This window comes from Pleionea mediterranea (assembly GCF_003148745.1).
In the GTDB taxonomy this organism is placed as follows: Bacteria; Pseudomonadota; Gammaproteobacteria; order Enterobacterales; family Kangiellaceae; genus Pleionea; species Pleionea mediterranea.
Window position 1 is genome coordinate 11,131 of record NZ_QGGU01000003.1, and the last position, 17,838, is coordinate 28,968.

A 17,838-nucleotide genomic window follows, 5' to 3' on the forward strand; every position below is an offset into this window, starting at 1 on the left:
AGAGAACGGCGATAAAGCTTAAATAAAGAAGAAAAAGCCCCAGAGCCGTCACTTAGGGGCATTAATAGGCATTATGACTCGTCCAGTCGGTTCACTAGTCGCTAGTCTTGTCTTGCTGTTTAGCGCTATCTGGCTTTTCTACCTTTTCTGACGGTTTGTGTTTGTCATAAAGCTTGGTCGCCCGATCATGAAAGGCTTCTGGCGACTCCGGCTCCGCCCAGAATACCGAAGGCGGCAACAATAAGCTGTCATAAAGCGGATAGCCGCGGAATCGTTGAGCATCAAATATTGGCGGTAGTAGATAGATTAGTACAACACCCCAGGCAAGCGTGTTTGACCAGATGATCCGGATCCCCGGTTTTTGTGGCAACGACAGGTAAAAGTTACTCCACAATAAAATCGAAAAAATAGCGCCATTAATAAAATAACGGATCTCCGTTAACCAGAGACCATACTGGCCATTGTAAGCCAGTATTTTCATCAGCATGGGTAACCATTGCAATAACATGGCCGCACATAAGGTAACGGCCAGCTGACTGTTAAACCGGCTTTCATGGCGAAGAACCCTTCCTCCCAATGACCAGACGGACGCCCAACCTAAAATGATCAACATTTCATAGACCATTTCATTAATCAGTTTTGATGTCGCCAAATCACGATAATTATTCATCACGGAAAACTGCCATTCGGCAAACAAAAATACACCAATTAACGACATTAAAATCCACGGCGAGCTGATGGTATGAAACACATCTTCCACCGAGTGCAATGGCCAGGCTTTTTCAACCGGATGATCTTCATTCCAGACACTGATATAACTTCGACCCAATAATAAAGTATCGCCTGAGTCTATGATCGAGCCATCGGGAATTTTCTTTCGGCTCTGCGAACGCACACCATTGCAACTGTCGAGATCATGTATTTGCCATTGCCCATTGTCATTTAATACCAGTTCCATATGGTAAGGCGAAACGTGAGGCTCGCTTAATATAATATCGTTATCCAGTGCTCGGCCAATAGTGATCTTTGATTGTGCTTTAAAACGATAACGCTGCAAAACTTTGCGGGAACGATTTATTTCTTCAACAACCAGATTCATTGTACTTGCTCCATAAATCGTTTAAGAAATTGTTCCGCCTGTTTTTGCTCGATACCTGAAATGGTGTAGTGACTGACTAATGCTTTTTGTTGCAAGTTCACCGTGGAGGATAAAAATAAAACATCATACAAACCCGGAAACTGCTTGTATTCACGAACACAATAAATGGTTTTACTGATGTGCTTAGAATTATCCGACTGAACAAATTCATCATCGCATGAGAACTCGGTAACATGTTCTTCTCCGGCCATATTGCCAGCACTGGCACTGGCAAAAGAATCGTTTAACATTTTATAAAACTGCCAGTTGGATAACTTTTCCGATTCATACCAGAAAAATTCCATTTCAATAATCCCGGTATAAAAATCGGGTGCGATATAAATATACTCGGAGTTCTTACAGCGTCGATACACTTCATTAAACTGTTCTTCGCGGCGTTTATTCGACTCACCCCAACAACTGATAAATCCCGTCAACTCGCCAATAACCTGTGCATCACCTAATGCCATGGGTTGCCACTGACCTTCAAACAGTCGCTGCATTAATAAGTTTTGATTGGTTTTTAATTGATCGTAAGCCTGTTCCGATAAGCTTTCTTCTGAAGATTTTCCGGTTTCAAGTAATTGCTTTAACTTATCAAGCGGCACCAGAAAACTGATTTGATTACCCGAGGTAGCGACATTAACCCCTATCACCTCCCCTTTATTATTAATAACAGGTCCGCCACTCATGCCAGGATTAACCGATCCCGAAAATAAAATTCGGCCATAATAGGAATGCGCCGTGCGGCCATTAAAGGTACCCGGAACTACCGTCATCCCCAAGTCTCGCGGATTGCCGAGAGAAAATATTTGCTCGCCTTTTTGAGGCTCACTGATAGCCAATGATAAAAAATCTTTTGAAATGGGACTGTCTAATTTAACCAGTGCCAGATCGTTAACCACATCAATAGAGATCACATCAATCGGTATTTTTTTCTTATCAAATGTTAAGGCTTCAAGATAATACTCATCAGGGTGCAAAATGTATTTAGACACCACATGATAATTGGTAGCGATAGTTCCTTCGCTATCTATGGCAAAACCAGACCCTATGGATGCTTTACTGCCCGAAGCAATATCGATGGTTCTAATTTGAAATAAACGATCCTGATAACTTTGAAATAACTGACTGGCATCCTGAGTCGACTGAGCCAATAATCCATTTGAAGAAACCAAAGCCATTAATAACAAGCCGCCCGTCAATCGTCGCAATTGTAAACGACATAACTGCTGAGCAACTTGCTGAAAGGACAGCGGACACAACTTTTGAAACCGTTGCGTTAAAAATGATAGTTCACGTTGTAATTGTCTCAACACCTAGGTCCTAAATTAAACTTATCTTTGTTAAGCAAAAGAATTGCCGCTTGTATTTAACACTGTATCATCAAGTGCAGCATTTAAGAGAGCTGCAAGCTAAATAATAACAATGCGCTACTACACATTTTGCCCGGCGACCCAGCCAGATGACCAGGCCCATTGAAAATTATATCCACCCAGATGACCGGTAACATCCACCGCTTCACCAATAAAAAACAAACCGGGAATATCGTTGCACATCATGGTTTTCGATGACAAGGAGTGAGTATCGATCCCACCCAGTGTCACTTCTGCTGTTTTATACCCTTCGGTAGCCTCAGGATACACTGTAAAATTATTCAGTGTATTGCCAATGGCTTCCAGCTCTTTATCACCCAGTTCAGCCATGACTTTATTATCGTCTGTATTTAACTTCAACCAGCTTGTCACCATATGAGCCGCCAGCCGTTTACTGAATAACTGGGACAACACGGTTTTTAGCTGAGACTTGGCCATCTGTTGCTTTTGTTGTTTTAACCAACTGGCCAAATCCATCTCTGGGGCTAAATTAAGAGTGATACTTTCACCGGGCTGCCAATAGGACGAGATCTGCAAAATGGCAGGCCCACTAAGCCCTTTGTGCGTGAGCAACACCGCTTCTTTAAAACTCTGGGCATGATTAGAGGCAATGGCATCAAAGCTGTTACCGGATAACTCTGCGGACTGTTTTTGCCATCGGGAATTCATCACAAATGGCACCAGCGCTGCTGAAGTCGGTAACACCGGAAGACCAAATTGCTCGGCTATCTGATAACCAAATCCGTGTGGACCCATTGATGGAATACTAAGGCCTCCTGTGGCAACCACAACTGCTCCGGCCGATAAAGAACGCTGGTTTACTGAGACGGAAAAGCCCGATGGCATCGCTTCGAGCGCTGTAACTTTCGACTCCAACTCAATAATGACGTTATGCTGATGGCACTCTTTGAGCAACAATTGAACAATGTCTTTCGAACTGTTATCACAAAACAACTGACCCAGTGTTTTTTCATGGTAAGCCACACCGTGCTGATTCACCAAGTCGATAAAATCCCACTGGGTGTATTGGCTTAGCGCCGATTTGCAAAAATGAGGGTTCGCCGATAGAAAGTTCTCAGGCTCGGTGTACATATTGGTAAAGTTGCAACGTCCACCGCCCGACATAAGAATTTTTCGGCCCACTTTTCGGGCGTGCTCAACCAGCAACACCGATTTATTGCGTTTTGCGGCTGTGATTGCGCACATCAATCCCGCTGCGCCGGCACCAATTATAATGACATCGTAGTTTTTCATTGAAACAACTGATTAACAACTAAGGCGTGGAGAATAAATCAAACCCAAGGGTGTCACAAGTGATCGGCTTATCAATCTAACTCGACTAACGACTTTTCTAATACATTTATTCTGAAATATGGCGTTTTAAAATCACTTATTATCCGAAACCAAGTCATAATATTCTGGATCAAAACGTAAAAAAGAGAGAGTGCTAAAAAGCATAACCTCCAGACGAGTATGTCCAGAGGTTATACGATAAGCATGAATTTAACTGGCAAAAATATTCTGCTGATACAAAGGCAGCTCTCTAAAGCGTTTACCAGTAGCCGCAAATATTGCATTACAGATGGCCGGCGCTATCGGTGGTACACCCGGCTCACCAACACCACCGGGAGGTTCATTGTTAATCAGCACATCCACATGAATATTTGGCACATCGGTTATTCTGGCAACACGATAATTATGGAAGTTTGATTGCTCAACCATGCCGTTTTCAGAAGTGATCTCACCGTATTTAACAATTGAAATACCAAATATTGCCGCACCTTCCATTTGTGAACGTACCCGCTCAAGGTTGACCACGGTGCCACTGTCAGACACCATCCAGATATTTTCCAGCTTAACTTTATTGTCTTTTGTTTTGCTCACTTCAACCACTGTGGCCACATAACTGGCAAAACTTCGGTGTGCAGAAATGCCCATAAAATGATTGTCTTTGCGTTTATTATCCCAGCCAGAATTTTCTGCGGCTTTTCGGATAACGCCTTTCAACCGGGCCGTATCAATTGGGTACTGTTTTATGTCTTCACCATAGTTACCATACTCAGCCTGTTCGGATAAATCGATATGACGATCGTCACCGATCATTTCCAGCAGAAAATCTTTTGGATCTTTATTTAAGTGATGGGCCAACTCATCGACAAAACTGCCGGCAGCAAAAATATGATTAACATTGGTGACAGAACGCAGCCAACCAATTCTATGATGCGCATCGGCTTCTCCACTGGCGCAGCGCACATTTGGAATATTATATGGCATATCAATCAGTCCTAAATTGGCTTCTGAGGTGATATGTTTTGCTTTTGCATTAAAGGTAGATCCAATGGGCGGTTCAGCCACATGATGCTGCCACGCAGTCACTTTTTGATCATCAATCGCGGCCGTTAATTGCTGATAACTTTCAGCATGATAATAACCGTGTTGAACTTCATCTTCTCGTGTCCAGATTACTTTTACCGGATACCCCTGTTTTTTTGCAAGAATAGCCGCTTCTACCAGAAAGTCGGGTTTTGATTTACGACCAAAACCACCGCCCAACAAGGTTACGTAAATCTTTACTTTATCTGGCTCAATGCCAGTCATCTGAGACACAGTACGTTGACTTGATTGAGGCGTTTGTGTGCAGGCCCAAACATGCATAATGCCATCTTTAAATTCTGCCGTTGCCATGGGCGGCTCCATCGGAGCATGGATCAAAGCCGGCGTATAATACTCGGCATGAATACGCTGTTTGGTATTGCCTAATGCAGCAGTTGTATCGCCTTTGTTTCTTAACACATTGGATGCCGTCTTACTGCTTTCTTTTAATGCCTGTTTTTGCTTTTTTGAACTGTGCTCACGGTGTTCGCTCCAGTCCCAGGTAATTTTTAATTTTTTGCGCGCTTCAGTGGCCGCCCAGGTATTATCAGCAATAACCGCAATGCCCCCTAAAGGTTTAAAAAATGGCGGTTCGGTCATATTATCAAGTTGAACAATATCCACCACGCCTTTTACTTTTTTTGCTTCCGTTGCATCAAACGATTTTACTTTGCTGGCAATCACTGGCGGTCGTGCAATTACCGCAACTTTCATTCCTTCTCTTTGAATATCAATACCAAAGGATGTGTTACCCATGGCAATGTCTTTACCATCGACTAGAGCAACCTGTTTATCCTGATTGATAAAATTAAATTGCTCGGGAGATTTAAAACTCAGGGATTCTTTTTTCGGAACTTCAAGATCCATGGCGTCATCAACCAGTTCACCAAAACTAAGTTTTCGATTGGAGTTTGAATGAACAATAAAAGAATTTTTCGCCACACACTCATTCACCGCAACCTTCCATTTTTTTGCGGCAGCCTGAGTCAACATGGTTCGTGCGCTAGCAGCGGCCTCTCTTAGTGGAGTAAAAAACCGGCGAACGGAACGTGAACCGTCAGTATTCTGACTACCGTACTTTGAATCACCCAGTGCTTGCTCCACAGCAATGTTATTCCAGTCCACTTCGAGCTCATCCGCCACAATCATGGGTAAACTGGTGCGTATGCCCTGCCCCATTTCAGAGCGATGTACGATGACGGTCACCGTATTATCTTTAGCAATTTTTAAATAAACGCTAGGACTGAAAACATTATCGGCAGCTGGTTTATCGGCCCATTTCATGGGAACGGCGCTTACTGCGGGTAACTGCAATCCTAATACGAGTGATCCTGTGCCAATGCCCAGGTTTCGAAGAAATGAGCGACGACTCACATTAAACAGATCATTTCGCTGTTTAAGTTGCTCCTGTAGGTACTCTGCATCGGTCTGGTTTATCTGTTCAAAGTAATTCATATTATCACCTTACCTGGAAAATGTGTTTGAGAAAGAGCTATGAGTTAACTGGCCGATTGTTTTTTGGCGGCCTGATGAATCGCTTCTCGAATTCTGGGATAGGTACCACAGCGACAAATATTTCCTTGCATTGCAGAATCAATATCGCCATCACTGGGGCTGGCATTTTTCGCCAATAATGCTGCAGCACTCATCATTTGTCCTGACTGACAATAACCGCACTGGGGAACATTTAAATCTTGCCAGGCTTGTTGCACAGGATGATCGCCTTGTTCGGAAAGACCTTCAATTGTCGTCACTGACTTATTTTTGGCTGCTGATACAGGTAATGTACAAGAACGCGTCGGCTCACCGTCCAGATGCACGGTGCAGGCGCCACATAACGACATGCCACAACCGTACTTTGTGCCTGTCATATTCAATACATCACGCAGGGCCCACAACAACGGCATTTCGGGCGCCACATCAAGCTGATGCTTTTTACCATTAATGGTTAAGGTTATCATAATGCTGTTCCTTGTTTGGCTTGATAATGATTAATTTGATTGAGATCTCCTGGCTTGTCGAGATCGAATTCTGCTTCAGGAAAAGGTTGCTGTATTACCCTTGAAGTATGGTTCTTTAATATTGAGTAAGCACCGCGTGTACCGCTCAATGCTTGAAGTTCGGGATAATAATGTTCAGGAAATATAACCGGTGGGCCAACACGATTGTTGTATTGCGATACCAGAATATAATGACTTTGTTGTGACCATCGAATAACAAAATCAAATAAAGATTGTTGTGTAAGACGCCATTGATCCGCCAACACCAGTAGACAGGCATTAATGGTTTTTGTTGACGTTAAAGGTCGTTCTGTTCGGTTTCGATGCAACCTTTTACTGACACTTAAATGATTATATCTCTGATCATCTGCAATGGTTTTTACTCCACAGGCAATCGAGCTGCCTAATCCAGATTGCCAATTATCGTTGTATACTGGTGTTACTTCATCAAAAGAGACTGAGTCGTATAGCTTATGTTGATCAAAACCGGTCACGCAATAAAGCTTGCTTGAAAACAGATTGTTTTCATCGGATTGTTTTAATTGCTGTTGCAAGCCTTTTAAATTATCAAAGCATCGCGCTAGCAACGCTTTATTATCAATAGATACCAGCTGTTTATTTTGGCCTAAACGTGATGAGTTTCCTGCAGCCAACACCATGATTGACAAGTGCTTATGAAACACACTTGAATCAAACAAATGATTTGGCTTATTAAACGTCATTCATCAACCTCTTGGGTGTTGCAAGTTTTACTTAAATGTCTGGTTGATTCTGCTAGCTTTTTATCGTACAGATCTTTACCAAGAGACTCTTTATCAGAAGGCTCTTTTTCAAGTAACTCTTTTTTAGAAAACTCTTTTTCAGGCAATTCTTTTTCAGATAAAGCTTTATCAAATAAGCCCATAAAAGGTTGTTTGCTGTAAAAGTGTTGCTGTAACTGAGCAACTACAGACAATGCGATAGACGCAGGAGAATTGGCATTAATATCCAGTCCTACCGGACCAAATAGACGACGGTTATATTTGCTTTCTATATTGCTTTCTATATCACACTCTAAATCCTCTACTTCATTAATAGAATCTAGCAGTTTTAACTTACGCTTAACCGGGCCTAATAAACCTATGTAGTCCAGATTGGATTTTAGCGCGGCTGTTAAATAATGTTTATCGTATTCAAGGTGATGACTCATGATCACCACTGCGTCCATTTTATTCATAAAAGAAGCAGAAATTGAGTGCGGCTTAATCAACTGCTTATCAATGGCATTAAAACAAGATTGGTTTAAGTAACCTTTACGATGGTCCCAGATACATAATTGCCACCCCAGCTCTTTAACCAGATTAATAAAGGGTAAAACATCAGGGCCAGCGCCACAAATTAATAAGTTAATCGGTGAACGTATTGGGATCAGAAGATCTTGGTTTTCATTAGGTTGATTGTCATTGTCTGAGGTTTTGCTGGCATTACCCTGACTCACATGATTTTCAGAACGCTTACTATTATTGCGATGACCGGTACTTGAATGCTTAAATGACGCAACACGAATACTTTTTCCAGATTTAATTAATTCACACTGTTGACTGGATAGTTTATCGAGTCGATTTATATCGGTTTCAATGCTTAAGGGTTTAACTGTTTTGCTATAAGGCGAGAGGGGTAATAGCCCTAAGTTTTGTTGACTGATAAATTCAAGCAAATCAGCAAAATTAAGATGATTGTTCTCAGGGGTTAATGGCTGCAGCAAAATATCAATCGCACCTTCACAACCTAAACCCAAGCCCCAAAGCTCGTCAGATTCGTTTCTTAAGTCGTAACGAATAACCTTCTGTTGCAAATTGGCTAAGCACTCAAGCCCATGAAGCCGAATATCTTCTTCAAGACAGCCGCCACTTAATAGCCCAAAACTGGTTTGCTCGGTGATCAACATCATGGCACCGGATTTGCGATAGGTGCTACCTTCAGTATTAATAATGGTCGCCAGTACGTAGCGATGTTCGGGGTTAAATACTCGTTTAAACAGCAACCAGTCCTGATTCATCTTGTACTCTCAGATATAAAAAGCAAAAAAGGCAAAGGTTTAGCACTAAAATATTGAAGTACACTAGGCATTGTTAACACCTAACTGTTGCTGAAATTGTGGTTCTAATTGTGGCTGTATTGATTTTAAAATGTTTTGCAGTGCCTGCCAGGGTAGTCGAGCGCATTGTGCACGCACCGGATATTGTTTTATTAATGAGAGCGCCGACAGCTCGGAAGGAAAATCAACTTGATTCTGCAAAGCGTCATTAAATTGACCTATAGTGCGTTTCACTTCTGTTAATGTTTTTTGCTCAAGTGATTGACACATGATTGATGCTGACGCTCGGCAGATAGCGCAACATTCACCAGAAAACTCTAATAAAGCAATTTTTGTAGAAACGAGATCAGAAGCTGAGGTTATATTTATGCCAAGCGTGATCTCATCACCACAAAAATGATTCTCCTGGGTTGATAAATAATCAGCATTCAATTGCTCAGTCCAGCCAACCGGATGCCGGTTATGCTGCTTAAGCTGTTCATTATAGAGCTGATGTTCCATTATTGTTGTTTCATTATGCTTGTTAAATACCGTATTTTGATTCGTTATATTAGGAAAAGCACAAGAGTTTTAGGCACTCAATAAAACTAACAGGATAAGCGTGCTTTAGCAAATGCTGTTACTGGACAAAACATTAGCATTAATCAGCCTTACACCCTCTTGATATCCAGTAACAATTTATTTCGACAGTTTTGGTTAATACAAAGTTTTCACTATTATAACAACACTATGAACACACAGAGTTTCGACCCGCTTCTTTACTTCGATACAATGCGCTGTCAGCCTTTGCCAGAAGCTCATCCAGCGACATATCGGATGAATAACCGGAAACACCAAAACTGGCCGTAAGTTTATTTACCTGACGTACTCTGATTGCCTCTATACACACTCGTAGCTTTTCAGCCAGCCTCAGCGTTTGATCCACTGATGTGCCTGGACAAATGATCAAAAACTCTTCACCGCCCCAGCGACCATATATATCGGTTTCTCGTATATTTTCCTGAATCACTTTGGCCACTTCAACCAATGCCACATCGCCCACCTGATGACCATAACTGTCATTAATTTGTTTGAAATGATCGATATCGACCATTATCACAGACAAGTAACTCTTGTAACGATTAGCACGCTGCACCTCATGCTTTAATGACTTATCCAGATAATTACGATTAAACACCTTGGTTAAGCCATCGGTAATGGACTGATATTTTAATAAACGGTTCTTGTCTTCCAGCAACTGCTGAGTATTAATCAGTTTTTTATGGGTTTGTTTGAGTTGCTTATTGGTTTTATCCAGTACACTGTTATAACGCTTAAGTTCGCGACTCCTTAACCAGTAGAAAAAACCGAAGCATAATGCTGAAGCACCTATAATCTCCTTATAATACACCTCCATAACACCAGACTCATGAAACATTAAAATAGAGTTCTCTGGCAATTGAGAAGGCTTTATTCCCCAACGCTGAGTCTCACGATAATCAAAAAAATGGTCATGAAAGACAGTCTTTTCAGGAATAATCATCGTCTTGGTCAAAAAATCATTGGCTAACATTTTAGCCACCTGTTCACCTACCCGCTCACCACTGAGCATATAGCCGCCTACAACGCCACTTCCGACCAACGATGTCCAGAAGCTATAAACTGGCACGGAGGCACTATCGCTCAAAACCTCTGCGACACGATAAGGCTTGTAATAAGTTCCCTGACTGTCCTGAAATACAAGTGCATAAACAATAATATAATTGGAAGGCAGTTTTGATGCTTTATCGGACAACTGTTTAATGGTTAAACCGGACCACTGTTCAATTTTTCGATTAGTCTTATGCAATTGGCCAATAATCATATTGACTCGTCGAATTGCTTCTTTGCCATCACCTGAAACGATCACTATGTTTTTATCAGGGTGTATTGTATTTAATAAGGGAGCGATGCCGGAATAATCAAAGTTTACCGGAACTAATGCCTCGACAGCGTTGCTGTTTTCAAATTCAAATTCAGGGTTAACAACAATCTTCTTGCTGCCAAACTCAGAAAAGTACGCCTGATTATCCAAATAAAATCGCGTGGCGTATTCGCTTTCAAAAACAATATAATCAAAATGATAGCCTCGGTATTTTTCTGAAATATAATCCTTTACCACCCCAGGGTTATCCAGCGTATTCAGTCGAGAGCCATCAAGGTATTCGTAGTAAAAATCAGTATCGATATTTTGAAAGCTAAAGTGTTTGTCAATACCCTGCTCAATTTCTTTTTGCCACGGCAAATCTTTATGCCATGAAAAGATCCATAATATATTAAGCGACTTTTTGCTATGAGAAATATCGGAGGCTAAAGCAGAGACAGGTGAAAACACACTTACTAATAAATAAAGTAAGAATAATCCTTTAAAGATTGACCCTTTACAATTTTCCATCTTGCTCCATTACTCATTGAAAGTAGATGACAGCAGTATCACATGATAAGCCTTTGGTTATTTAACTTGATCGCTTAGTTAATTTGACTATTTATTTAATTTGGTTAATCAATAGTCACCAAGCCGACATTTAGCCTTCACGAGATAATCTCATTTAATTATAACCACTTTGCACAGCAATTTGTAATTATCGATAAACTGATTGTATAAAGTATTAAGAGTAGTGTAATAAACCTAATATCGCTGACATTATTTTAATGTTAACAACCAAGTTTTTTATACACTTATAGACTTAACAGAAACCTACTTATAGTGTAACGTAACAATGAGACGGTTTATTCCTATGTAAATTATCATGGTTGAGCAGTTGAAATCCTCTGCAAATAAAATACACTGACCCAATAATATTTAACATTTCGATGGACATACTTAGAGGTTAGTTAATGAAGTACCTACATTCCATGATTCGTACCACCAATCCAGAAGCATCATTAAAATTTTACTGTGATGGTCTGGGTCTTAAATTAATTAAACAAAAAGACTACCCGGATGCTAAATTTAGCCTGTACTTTGTTGGAGAGTCAGATAACGGACCTATGGTTGAACTAACCCATAATCACGATGATCGCTCCTATAAAAATGGCGATCAATTTGGTCATCTGGCTTATGAAGTGGAGGATATCTATCAAATTTGTGAGCACTTATCATCCATGGGCATTACAATTTTAAGACCTCCTAGAGATGGCCGAATGGCCTTTGTTAAAGATCCCAACGGTATTTCAATTGAGCTATTACAAAAAGGTGAAGCACTCGAACAAAAGTCACCTTGGAAAGACATGGAAAGTCAGGGAAGCTGGTAAGACTATAATTTTTTAATACTGCATGACTAGATGCTTACAACTTTTCAGTGGTAACAATGCGTTAGTTTAAAACACTTAGCTTTTTACTCATCTGAAGCTTCAGATGAGTAAAAACTGTATCCATTTTTGCCGGCTCGTTTTGCTGTATACATGGCTTTATCTGAATGGCGCGATAACGTTGAGTAATCGGAGCCATCTTTAGGGTATATTGCAATGCCAATACTAAATGTCGCATCTATTTTTTGACGACTAATTTCAATAGGCTGATTTAATGCCTTTAATAATTGCTCCGCAACAGCTTTTGCATCAGACTTTGATTTAATATCGGGGATCCACACGGCAAACTCATCACCACCAAGTCGACAAATAGTATTCATGCCGCGTATTGCAGCCGTCATGCGCTGCGCAATTTCATACAACAGATGATCGCCTGCGGAATGACCGTAAGAATCATTAACTGACTTAAAATCATCCAGATCTAGAAATAGCATGCCATGACAATCACTAAAACCCGAATCCATTAAACTGCGATTGACAATGGCTTGAAACCGGGTGCGATTTGGCAGTCCTGTTAAAGAATCATAATTGGCCAGACGTTCTAAACGTTGCATAGCAATGGCCTGCTCGGTTATGTCTTTTATGGCTAAAATAATTGATGGTTTAAGATTAAGCGTGGAGTAATGACAGTGTATATCCACAAACTTTTCACTTTCCTGATGAAACAATCGAACATTTAACAGTTCGGATTTTTTCTGCTGAATCGCTTGCTCAATCAATACACATTCTTCAGAATTGAATAGCTGAGACAAATTAGCGCCCAAAATATCGTCAATGGAACGGCTTAATAGTTTTTCCGTTGCAGGATTAGCACTCATGACACGATCATCCTGTAAGGTAATAATTGCATCAAAGGTTGCATTACTCAGTTCACGCCAGCGCAGCTCACTTTCTTGCAATGTTTTTTCCACACGCTTGCGTTCTTCTATTTCTCGAGTGAGTTGCTCAACATTATCAGACAACTGCATCTGCATACCTTCCAGACGACGCGCATAAGCCAGCAACCTCTGTCGCATGGATGAGCGAAAAACAGCCTCCTCCTCACCCTGCCCAAATAACAAGTCTTTATCCACCTGAAAAGCCAACTGCTCATCGGCTACAGTAACTTCCGGGTGGTTTTCAAGATAATCTTGTATCTTTTGCTCAATTGAATCCGGTTGCGCCATTATAAACAGGCAATCATCACTGCCCTGGGAACGACATGTCAGCTCTCTTGCTTCAAGTGGTATATTAAAGCTTTGTTGACACCAGCCACTGGAATAACCAGCATTCATGATGCACACAGGATGATCTACGCTGCTGTCAGATGAGAGCCAGGCATCGCATTCAAACGAATAGGGATGCTTATAGATTAAACAAAAATTATCATCAGGACTTGGGTTTGACTCTTCTAGAATATTTACCGATGCCCAGCCTGAATAAGCAAAATGCACGGGACCTGCGGATAACTTTTCAACCGGATCACTCAACCCCATGGTTGAATGAAAATTTTTCGCATCGGAACGCCCAACCGCATGAGCCAACTCATACAGCAGACTGGACGAAAATAAATCTGCATCTTGCTGACTGTCTTCACCAAATATTTTTCGCACCAATTGAAAAAATTCAACAGAAAATGCAGCGCCACGTACCAGTACATAACGAGAACCATGAATGTCGATGGTGCCTTTTGTCGGCGAGGCATATTGCTCACTGAAAAACGCCTTTACCTGTTTTTCTGCTTGTTCGAATAACGCTTCGTACGCGCTTGGTACTTTGACCGTTTTTGGCATCGAACTACTCCATACATTTACAAGCTAAACCAGTTGTCGCTACTCTTCTGAATGAGTTAAGTATAGCCTCGTCATAAAATAGTTAAATAGCTTTCACTTAAGTGTCATAAATAAATGACAGTATTGGCGGCTAAATTAGCTAAAGATACATTTATTATGACAACCTATAAATTATTATTAACATCAATAATATCGCTGGCCCTTTTATCATGCAGCAACGAGCAGCAGCAAATACTAGCTGATGCCACGGGTTTGCCTGGTGTAGAATTAACCGACAGAGTGGCTATCAATGAAAAACAACTGCTTAATGCCGAAGCCACCGTTCCTCCCATGTGTTATACAAAAACCGAGCAAAAGCACAACCCTTGCTATGTCTGTCATCAAGCCTATCCGGAAAGCAATAATGCTAAGTCGCAATACCGTTACAACAAACTGAGTGACTTTGGCTTACAGGGTGGTTACCTGTTCTCGGAAGAAGGCACACAAAATCACTGGAGTAATCTGTTTATTGATCGCGAACAATGGGTCAATAATATTTCCGATAGTGCAATCATTGAATACACCAATCAGGATAACTACAGTGACCTGGCCAATCGGCTAAAAAAAATGGGCTGGCAAGGATACGTGCCCGATCTTAACAACTATCAAGATCCGGCATTGGCATTTGATGATAAAGGCTTTGCTAAAGACAACAGTGGCTGGGTTGCGTTTAACTATAAACCTCTGCCAAGTACATTCTGGCCCACCAATGGCGCAACGGACGATGTACTGATTCGCCTGCCTGCTAAGTTTCGTCAAAATAAACAACAGAACAATGAAGCCATCTACCACCTGAACCTGTCCTTGCTAGAACTCAACATCAAGCAGTTACCGACCATTTCCATCTACCCAATCAATGAAAAGCTTTTGAATCGCGATATTAATGATGATGGCATGCTATCAGAAATGGTCCAGACGCTGTCCAGGCAACCTCATTACTTTGGTGATGCCACCAATATTTCGGTTACGCCACAACAATTCCCCAAAGGAACCGAGCTGATGCATTCGCTACGTTATTTAGGGATAGATGAACAAGACAATATAACCGTTTCGCGACGCATAAAAGAATTACGTTATATGAAAAAATTCAAGTTATTGTCAGAGGCGGATATCGACAACCGTTTTCGTCGTGAGCGAAAAGAAAAAGTTGAAGAAGAACTGCCTTACTTTGTTAATCATAGAGACGAAGGATTTGAAAATGGCTATGGTTGGAAAGTTCATGCCTTTATCGAAGATTACAACGGAGAATTACGCCCACAATCCTTTGAGGAAAGAATGTTTTGTATGGGCTGTCATAGCGCGGTGGGAACCACCATTGATCATACTTTTTCAATGGCCCGTAAAGTCACTGGTGCTAAAGGCTGGGGGTATATCAATCTGAAAGGCATGAAAGATGCCCCTTCGATTAGTGAGCCAGGCGGTGAAATTTTAAATTATTTAAAACGCGTCAGTGGCGGTAATGAATTTCGCGCCAACCAGGAAATTCAACAAAAATGGTTTAACGATGACGGTTCATTAAAACTTGATGAAATTTCTTCATCGGATGTTTATCAGTTAATTACGCCTTCCAAAGAACGGGCATTAAAACTAAACAAAGCCTACACCCATATTGTAAGGCACCAGTCCTACATATATGGCCGAGATCCAAATATCAAACCTTTAAAAAACGTGCATAAAAAAGTAGATGAATCACAAGCTCCGCTTAATATTGATGCCCGTATTTCTGGCTGGGACATTCGTCTTGACTGGAATACGCCAGCTAAAACGAGCACAAAAAATCATCCTGATAAGTACGCTAAAAACAGTAAGCCATCACAAAAGTGACATGCTTCCGTCAAAAAATGTTAGCAAATCGTTTATAAATTTTTCATTTAACAAGATTAGAGTTTAACCCTCAACTCAAATAACGATACAAATGGATACTAAAATGAATTCAACCAAAAAATACACTTTAAGGTCAGCCGCCTTTTCCCGTTCAATTATGTCAATTGCAGTAGCATCAGCTTTGGTGTTAACAGGCTGTGCAGATGATGGCTCAACTGGTCCTCAAGGTCCACAGGGACCAACAGGGGCACAAGGTCCAACAGGTGACAATGGCAACGATTTAACCGCTGTAAAAAAGCTGACACGTATTGCCACGGTACCTACTGGTGCAGAAGTCACCGGAATGTATAAAACCGATAATGGTGAGTTATTTTTTAATGTTCAACACCCTTCCGACGACTTACCCGCTCCTGAAAACAATGCTGCCGTTGGTGTAATTACCGGACTGGATTTCGATAACCTTGATCCCCGACTGGAATCCATTGCAGTACCAACACCGGGTTCTGCAGAAGCACAAACCACTCAGGTTGTTGCTGGTAGTTATCAGGTGCTTGGTCGTGCCGACGACACATTGGGTGGAGCCGTACCATTTGGACTTGGCGGTATCATCAACGCTGCCAATGACACTGAGTTAAAGCAGTCGCAGGATCCTGACTTTAATGCCTTTATTCCATCCAATGCCGATGGCAGCTCAGGCTTTCTGTTTACCGCATGGGAAGATCGCCCAGGCTCAATGACACGCCTTGCCGTTGATCGCATGGACGATGGCAGCTGGAATGTTACAGACGGTATGAACGTAGATTTTTCACCGGTTGACGGAACACTTATCAATTGTTTTGGCAGTGTTTCGCCCTGGGGTACACCTCTCACTTCAGAAGAAAACTACGAAGCAGAAAATACCGCAAACTGGAATAATGTCATGTACACCTCCGGATACCCCAGTTATAACGACGTCAGTTTGCTAAAAGAATATCTGGGCAATCAATTTCCTAATCCCTATAACTACGGTTACATTGTTGAAATAACCAACCCAGCCGCCGACACACCAGTACCGGTTAAACACTTTACTCTGGGACGAATGGCCCATGAAAATGCCGTGGTCATGCCCGATCAAAAAACCGTTTACCTGACCGATGATGGCACCGATAAAGGCTTCTATAAATTTATTGCCGATACCGCCGGTGATTTAAACTCAGGTACCATTTACGCAGCAAAAGTAACACAGGATGCCACCAGTGATGTAGCGCGCGCCGGCTTTGATATTGACTGGATTGAACTGGGCAGCGCCAGCAATACCGAGATTGCTGGCTGGATTAGCGAGTACGATGGCATTGACGAAACAGACTATGTTGACGGACAAACCAATTACATCACCGATCAGGAAATTAGTGATTGGGCAACCAGCAATACCGGTGATGACCGCTACGCATTTCTGGAAACCTTAAAAGCTGCTGAAGCGAAAGGTGCAACTACCGAATTTAGAAAAATGGAAGGCATCATTATTAATTACAATGGCGCTGCCAACAAAACAGTGCCCTTTATGTACGCTGCCATGTCAGCAATTGAACGTGGCATGTCCGATGCCGAAGGCGATATTCAACTGGAAGAAAACAAATGCGGTGTGGTTTACCGCTTTGGGCTAGAAGCCGACTACAACGTAACACGAATGGATCCGGCTGTTGTTGGTGGCCCCTACGATGCCGATGCTGCAGAAAATCGCTGCTCGGTGGATTCCATATCCAATCCAGACAATTTACTGGTCCTGAACGATGGCCGCGTGGTTATTGGCGAAGACACCAGCAAACATGAAAATAATATGATTTGGGTTTACAACCCACAAGGCGAATAATTTTATAAATTAACTCGTTATTTCAAAAAAGGACTGCCATGCAGTCCTTTTTTTATTAGT

The 17,838-nt window shown here is 41.6% G+C and carries 13 protein-coding genes; 3 read left to right on the forward strand and 10 right to left on the reverse strand.

Translation table 11 applies throughout. From position 1 onward, the window contains the following. Positions 1–94: 94 nt before the first annotated feature. From C8D97_RS04135 to C8D97_RS04175, 9 genes are all read right to left on the reverse strand, one after another. Positions 95–1,099, reverse strand: coding sequence for an FHA domain-containing protein (locus tag C8D97_RS04135; protein WP_109762257.1), 1,005 nt, complete (start codon positions 1,097–1,099; stop codon positions 95–97). Further along, a complete protein-coding gene (locus C8D97_RS04140; protein ID WP_109762259.1) occupies positions 1,096–2,454 on the reverse strand; it encodes a S1C family serine protease in 1,359 nt (452 codons plus the stop codon). Before C8D97_RS04140 ends, C8D97_RS04135 begins: the two co-directional genes overlap by 4 nt. Positions 2,455–2,574: 120 nt before the next feature. Continuing rightward, complete coding sequence (locus C8D97_RS04145; RefSeq protein WP_109762261.1) at positions 2,575–3,768, reverse strand: BaiN/RdsA family NAD(P)/FAD-dependent oxidoreductase; 1,194 nt, start codon at positions 3,766–3,768, stop codon at positions 2,575–2,577. 249 nt (positions 3,769–4,017) lie between these two features. Continuing rightward, positions 4,018–6,342 (reverse strand): xanthine dehydrogenase family protein molybdopterin-binding subunit, encoded by a 2,325-nt coding sequence (locus C8D97_RS04150; protein ID WP_109762263.1) that lies wholly within the window; start codon positions 6,340–6,342, stop codon positions 4,018–4,020. 44 nt (positions 6,343–6,386) lie between these two features. Then, positions 6,387–6,848, reverse strand: a complete 462-nt coding sequence (locus tag C8D97_RS04155; protein WP_109762265.1) for a (2Fe-2S)-binding protein — start codon at positions 6,846–6,848, stop codon at positions 6,387–6,389. Then, positions 6,845–7,609 (reverse strand): nucleotidyltransferase family protein, encoded by a 765-nt coding sequence (locus C8D97_RS04160; protein ID WP_109762267.1) that lies wholly within the window; start codon positions 7,607–7,609, stop codon positions 6,845–6,847. Before C8D97_RS04160 ends, C8D97_RS04155 begins: the two co-directional genes overlap by 4 nt. Continuing rightward, complete coding sequence (locus C8D97_RS04165) at positions 7,606–8,925, reverse strand: XdhC family protein (RefSeq protein ID WP_109762269.1); 1,320 nt, start codon at positions 8,923–8,925, stop codon at positions 7,606–7,608. Before C8D97_RS04165 ends, C8D97_RS04160 begins: the two co-directional genes overlap by 4 nt. A 63-nt stretch (positions 8,926–8,988) precedes the next feature. Next, positions 8,989–9,465, reverse strand: a complete 477-nt coding sequence (locus C8D97_RS04170; RefSeq protein WP_109762271.1) for an iron-sulfur cluster assembly scaffold protein — start codon at positions 9,463–9,465, stop codon at positions 8,989–8,991. A gap of 226 nt (positions 9,466–9,691) precedes the next feature. Continuing rightward, a complete protein-coding gene (locus C8D97_RS04175; RefSeq protein ID WP_109762272.1) occupies positions 9,692–11,377 on the reverse strand; it encodes a GGDEF domain-containing protein in 1,686 nt (561 codons plus the stop codon). Positions 11,378–11,820: 443 nt separating this feature from the next. Between C8D97_RS04175 and C8D97_RS04180 the strand changes: the two genes are divergently transcribed. Continuing rightward, the gene (locus C8D97_RS04180; protein WP_109762274.1) at positions 11,821–12,237 is read left to right on the forward strand and encodes a VOC family protein; all 417 of its coding nucleotides are present in this window, start codon (positions 11,821–11,823) and stop codon (positions 12,235–12,237) included. Between the two features lie 83 nt (positions 12,238–12,320). Here the strand turns inward: C8D97_RS04180 and C8D97_RS04185 are convergent, their stop codons facing one another. Next, positions 12,321–14,066, reverse strand: a complete 1,746-nt coding sequence (locus tag C8D97_RS04185) for a diguanylate cyclase domain-containing protein (RefSeq protein ID WP_109762276.1) — start codon at positions 14,064–14,066, stop codon at positions 12,321–12,323. A 156-nt stretch (positions 14,067–14,222) separates the two neighbouring features. Here C8D97_RS04185 and C8D97_RS04190 point away from each other — a divergent pair, with 156 nt between their 5' ends. Then, positions 14,223–15,929, forward strand: coding sequence for a hypothetical protein (locus C8D97_RS04190; protein WP_109762759.1), 1,707 nt, complete (start codon positions 14,223–14,225; stop codon positions 15,927–15,929). A 103-nt stretch (positions 15,930–16,032) separates the two neighbouring features. Then, complete coding sequence (locus C8D97_RS04195) at positions 16,033–17,778, forward strand: PhoX family protein (protein WP_109762278.1); 1,746 nt, start codon at positions 16,033–16,035, stop codon at positions 17,776–17,778. Positions 17,779–17,838: the final 60 nt, after the last annotated feature.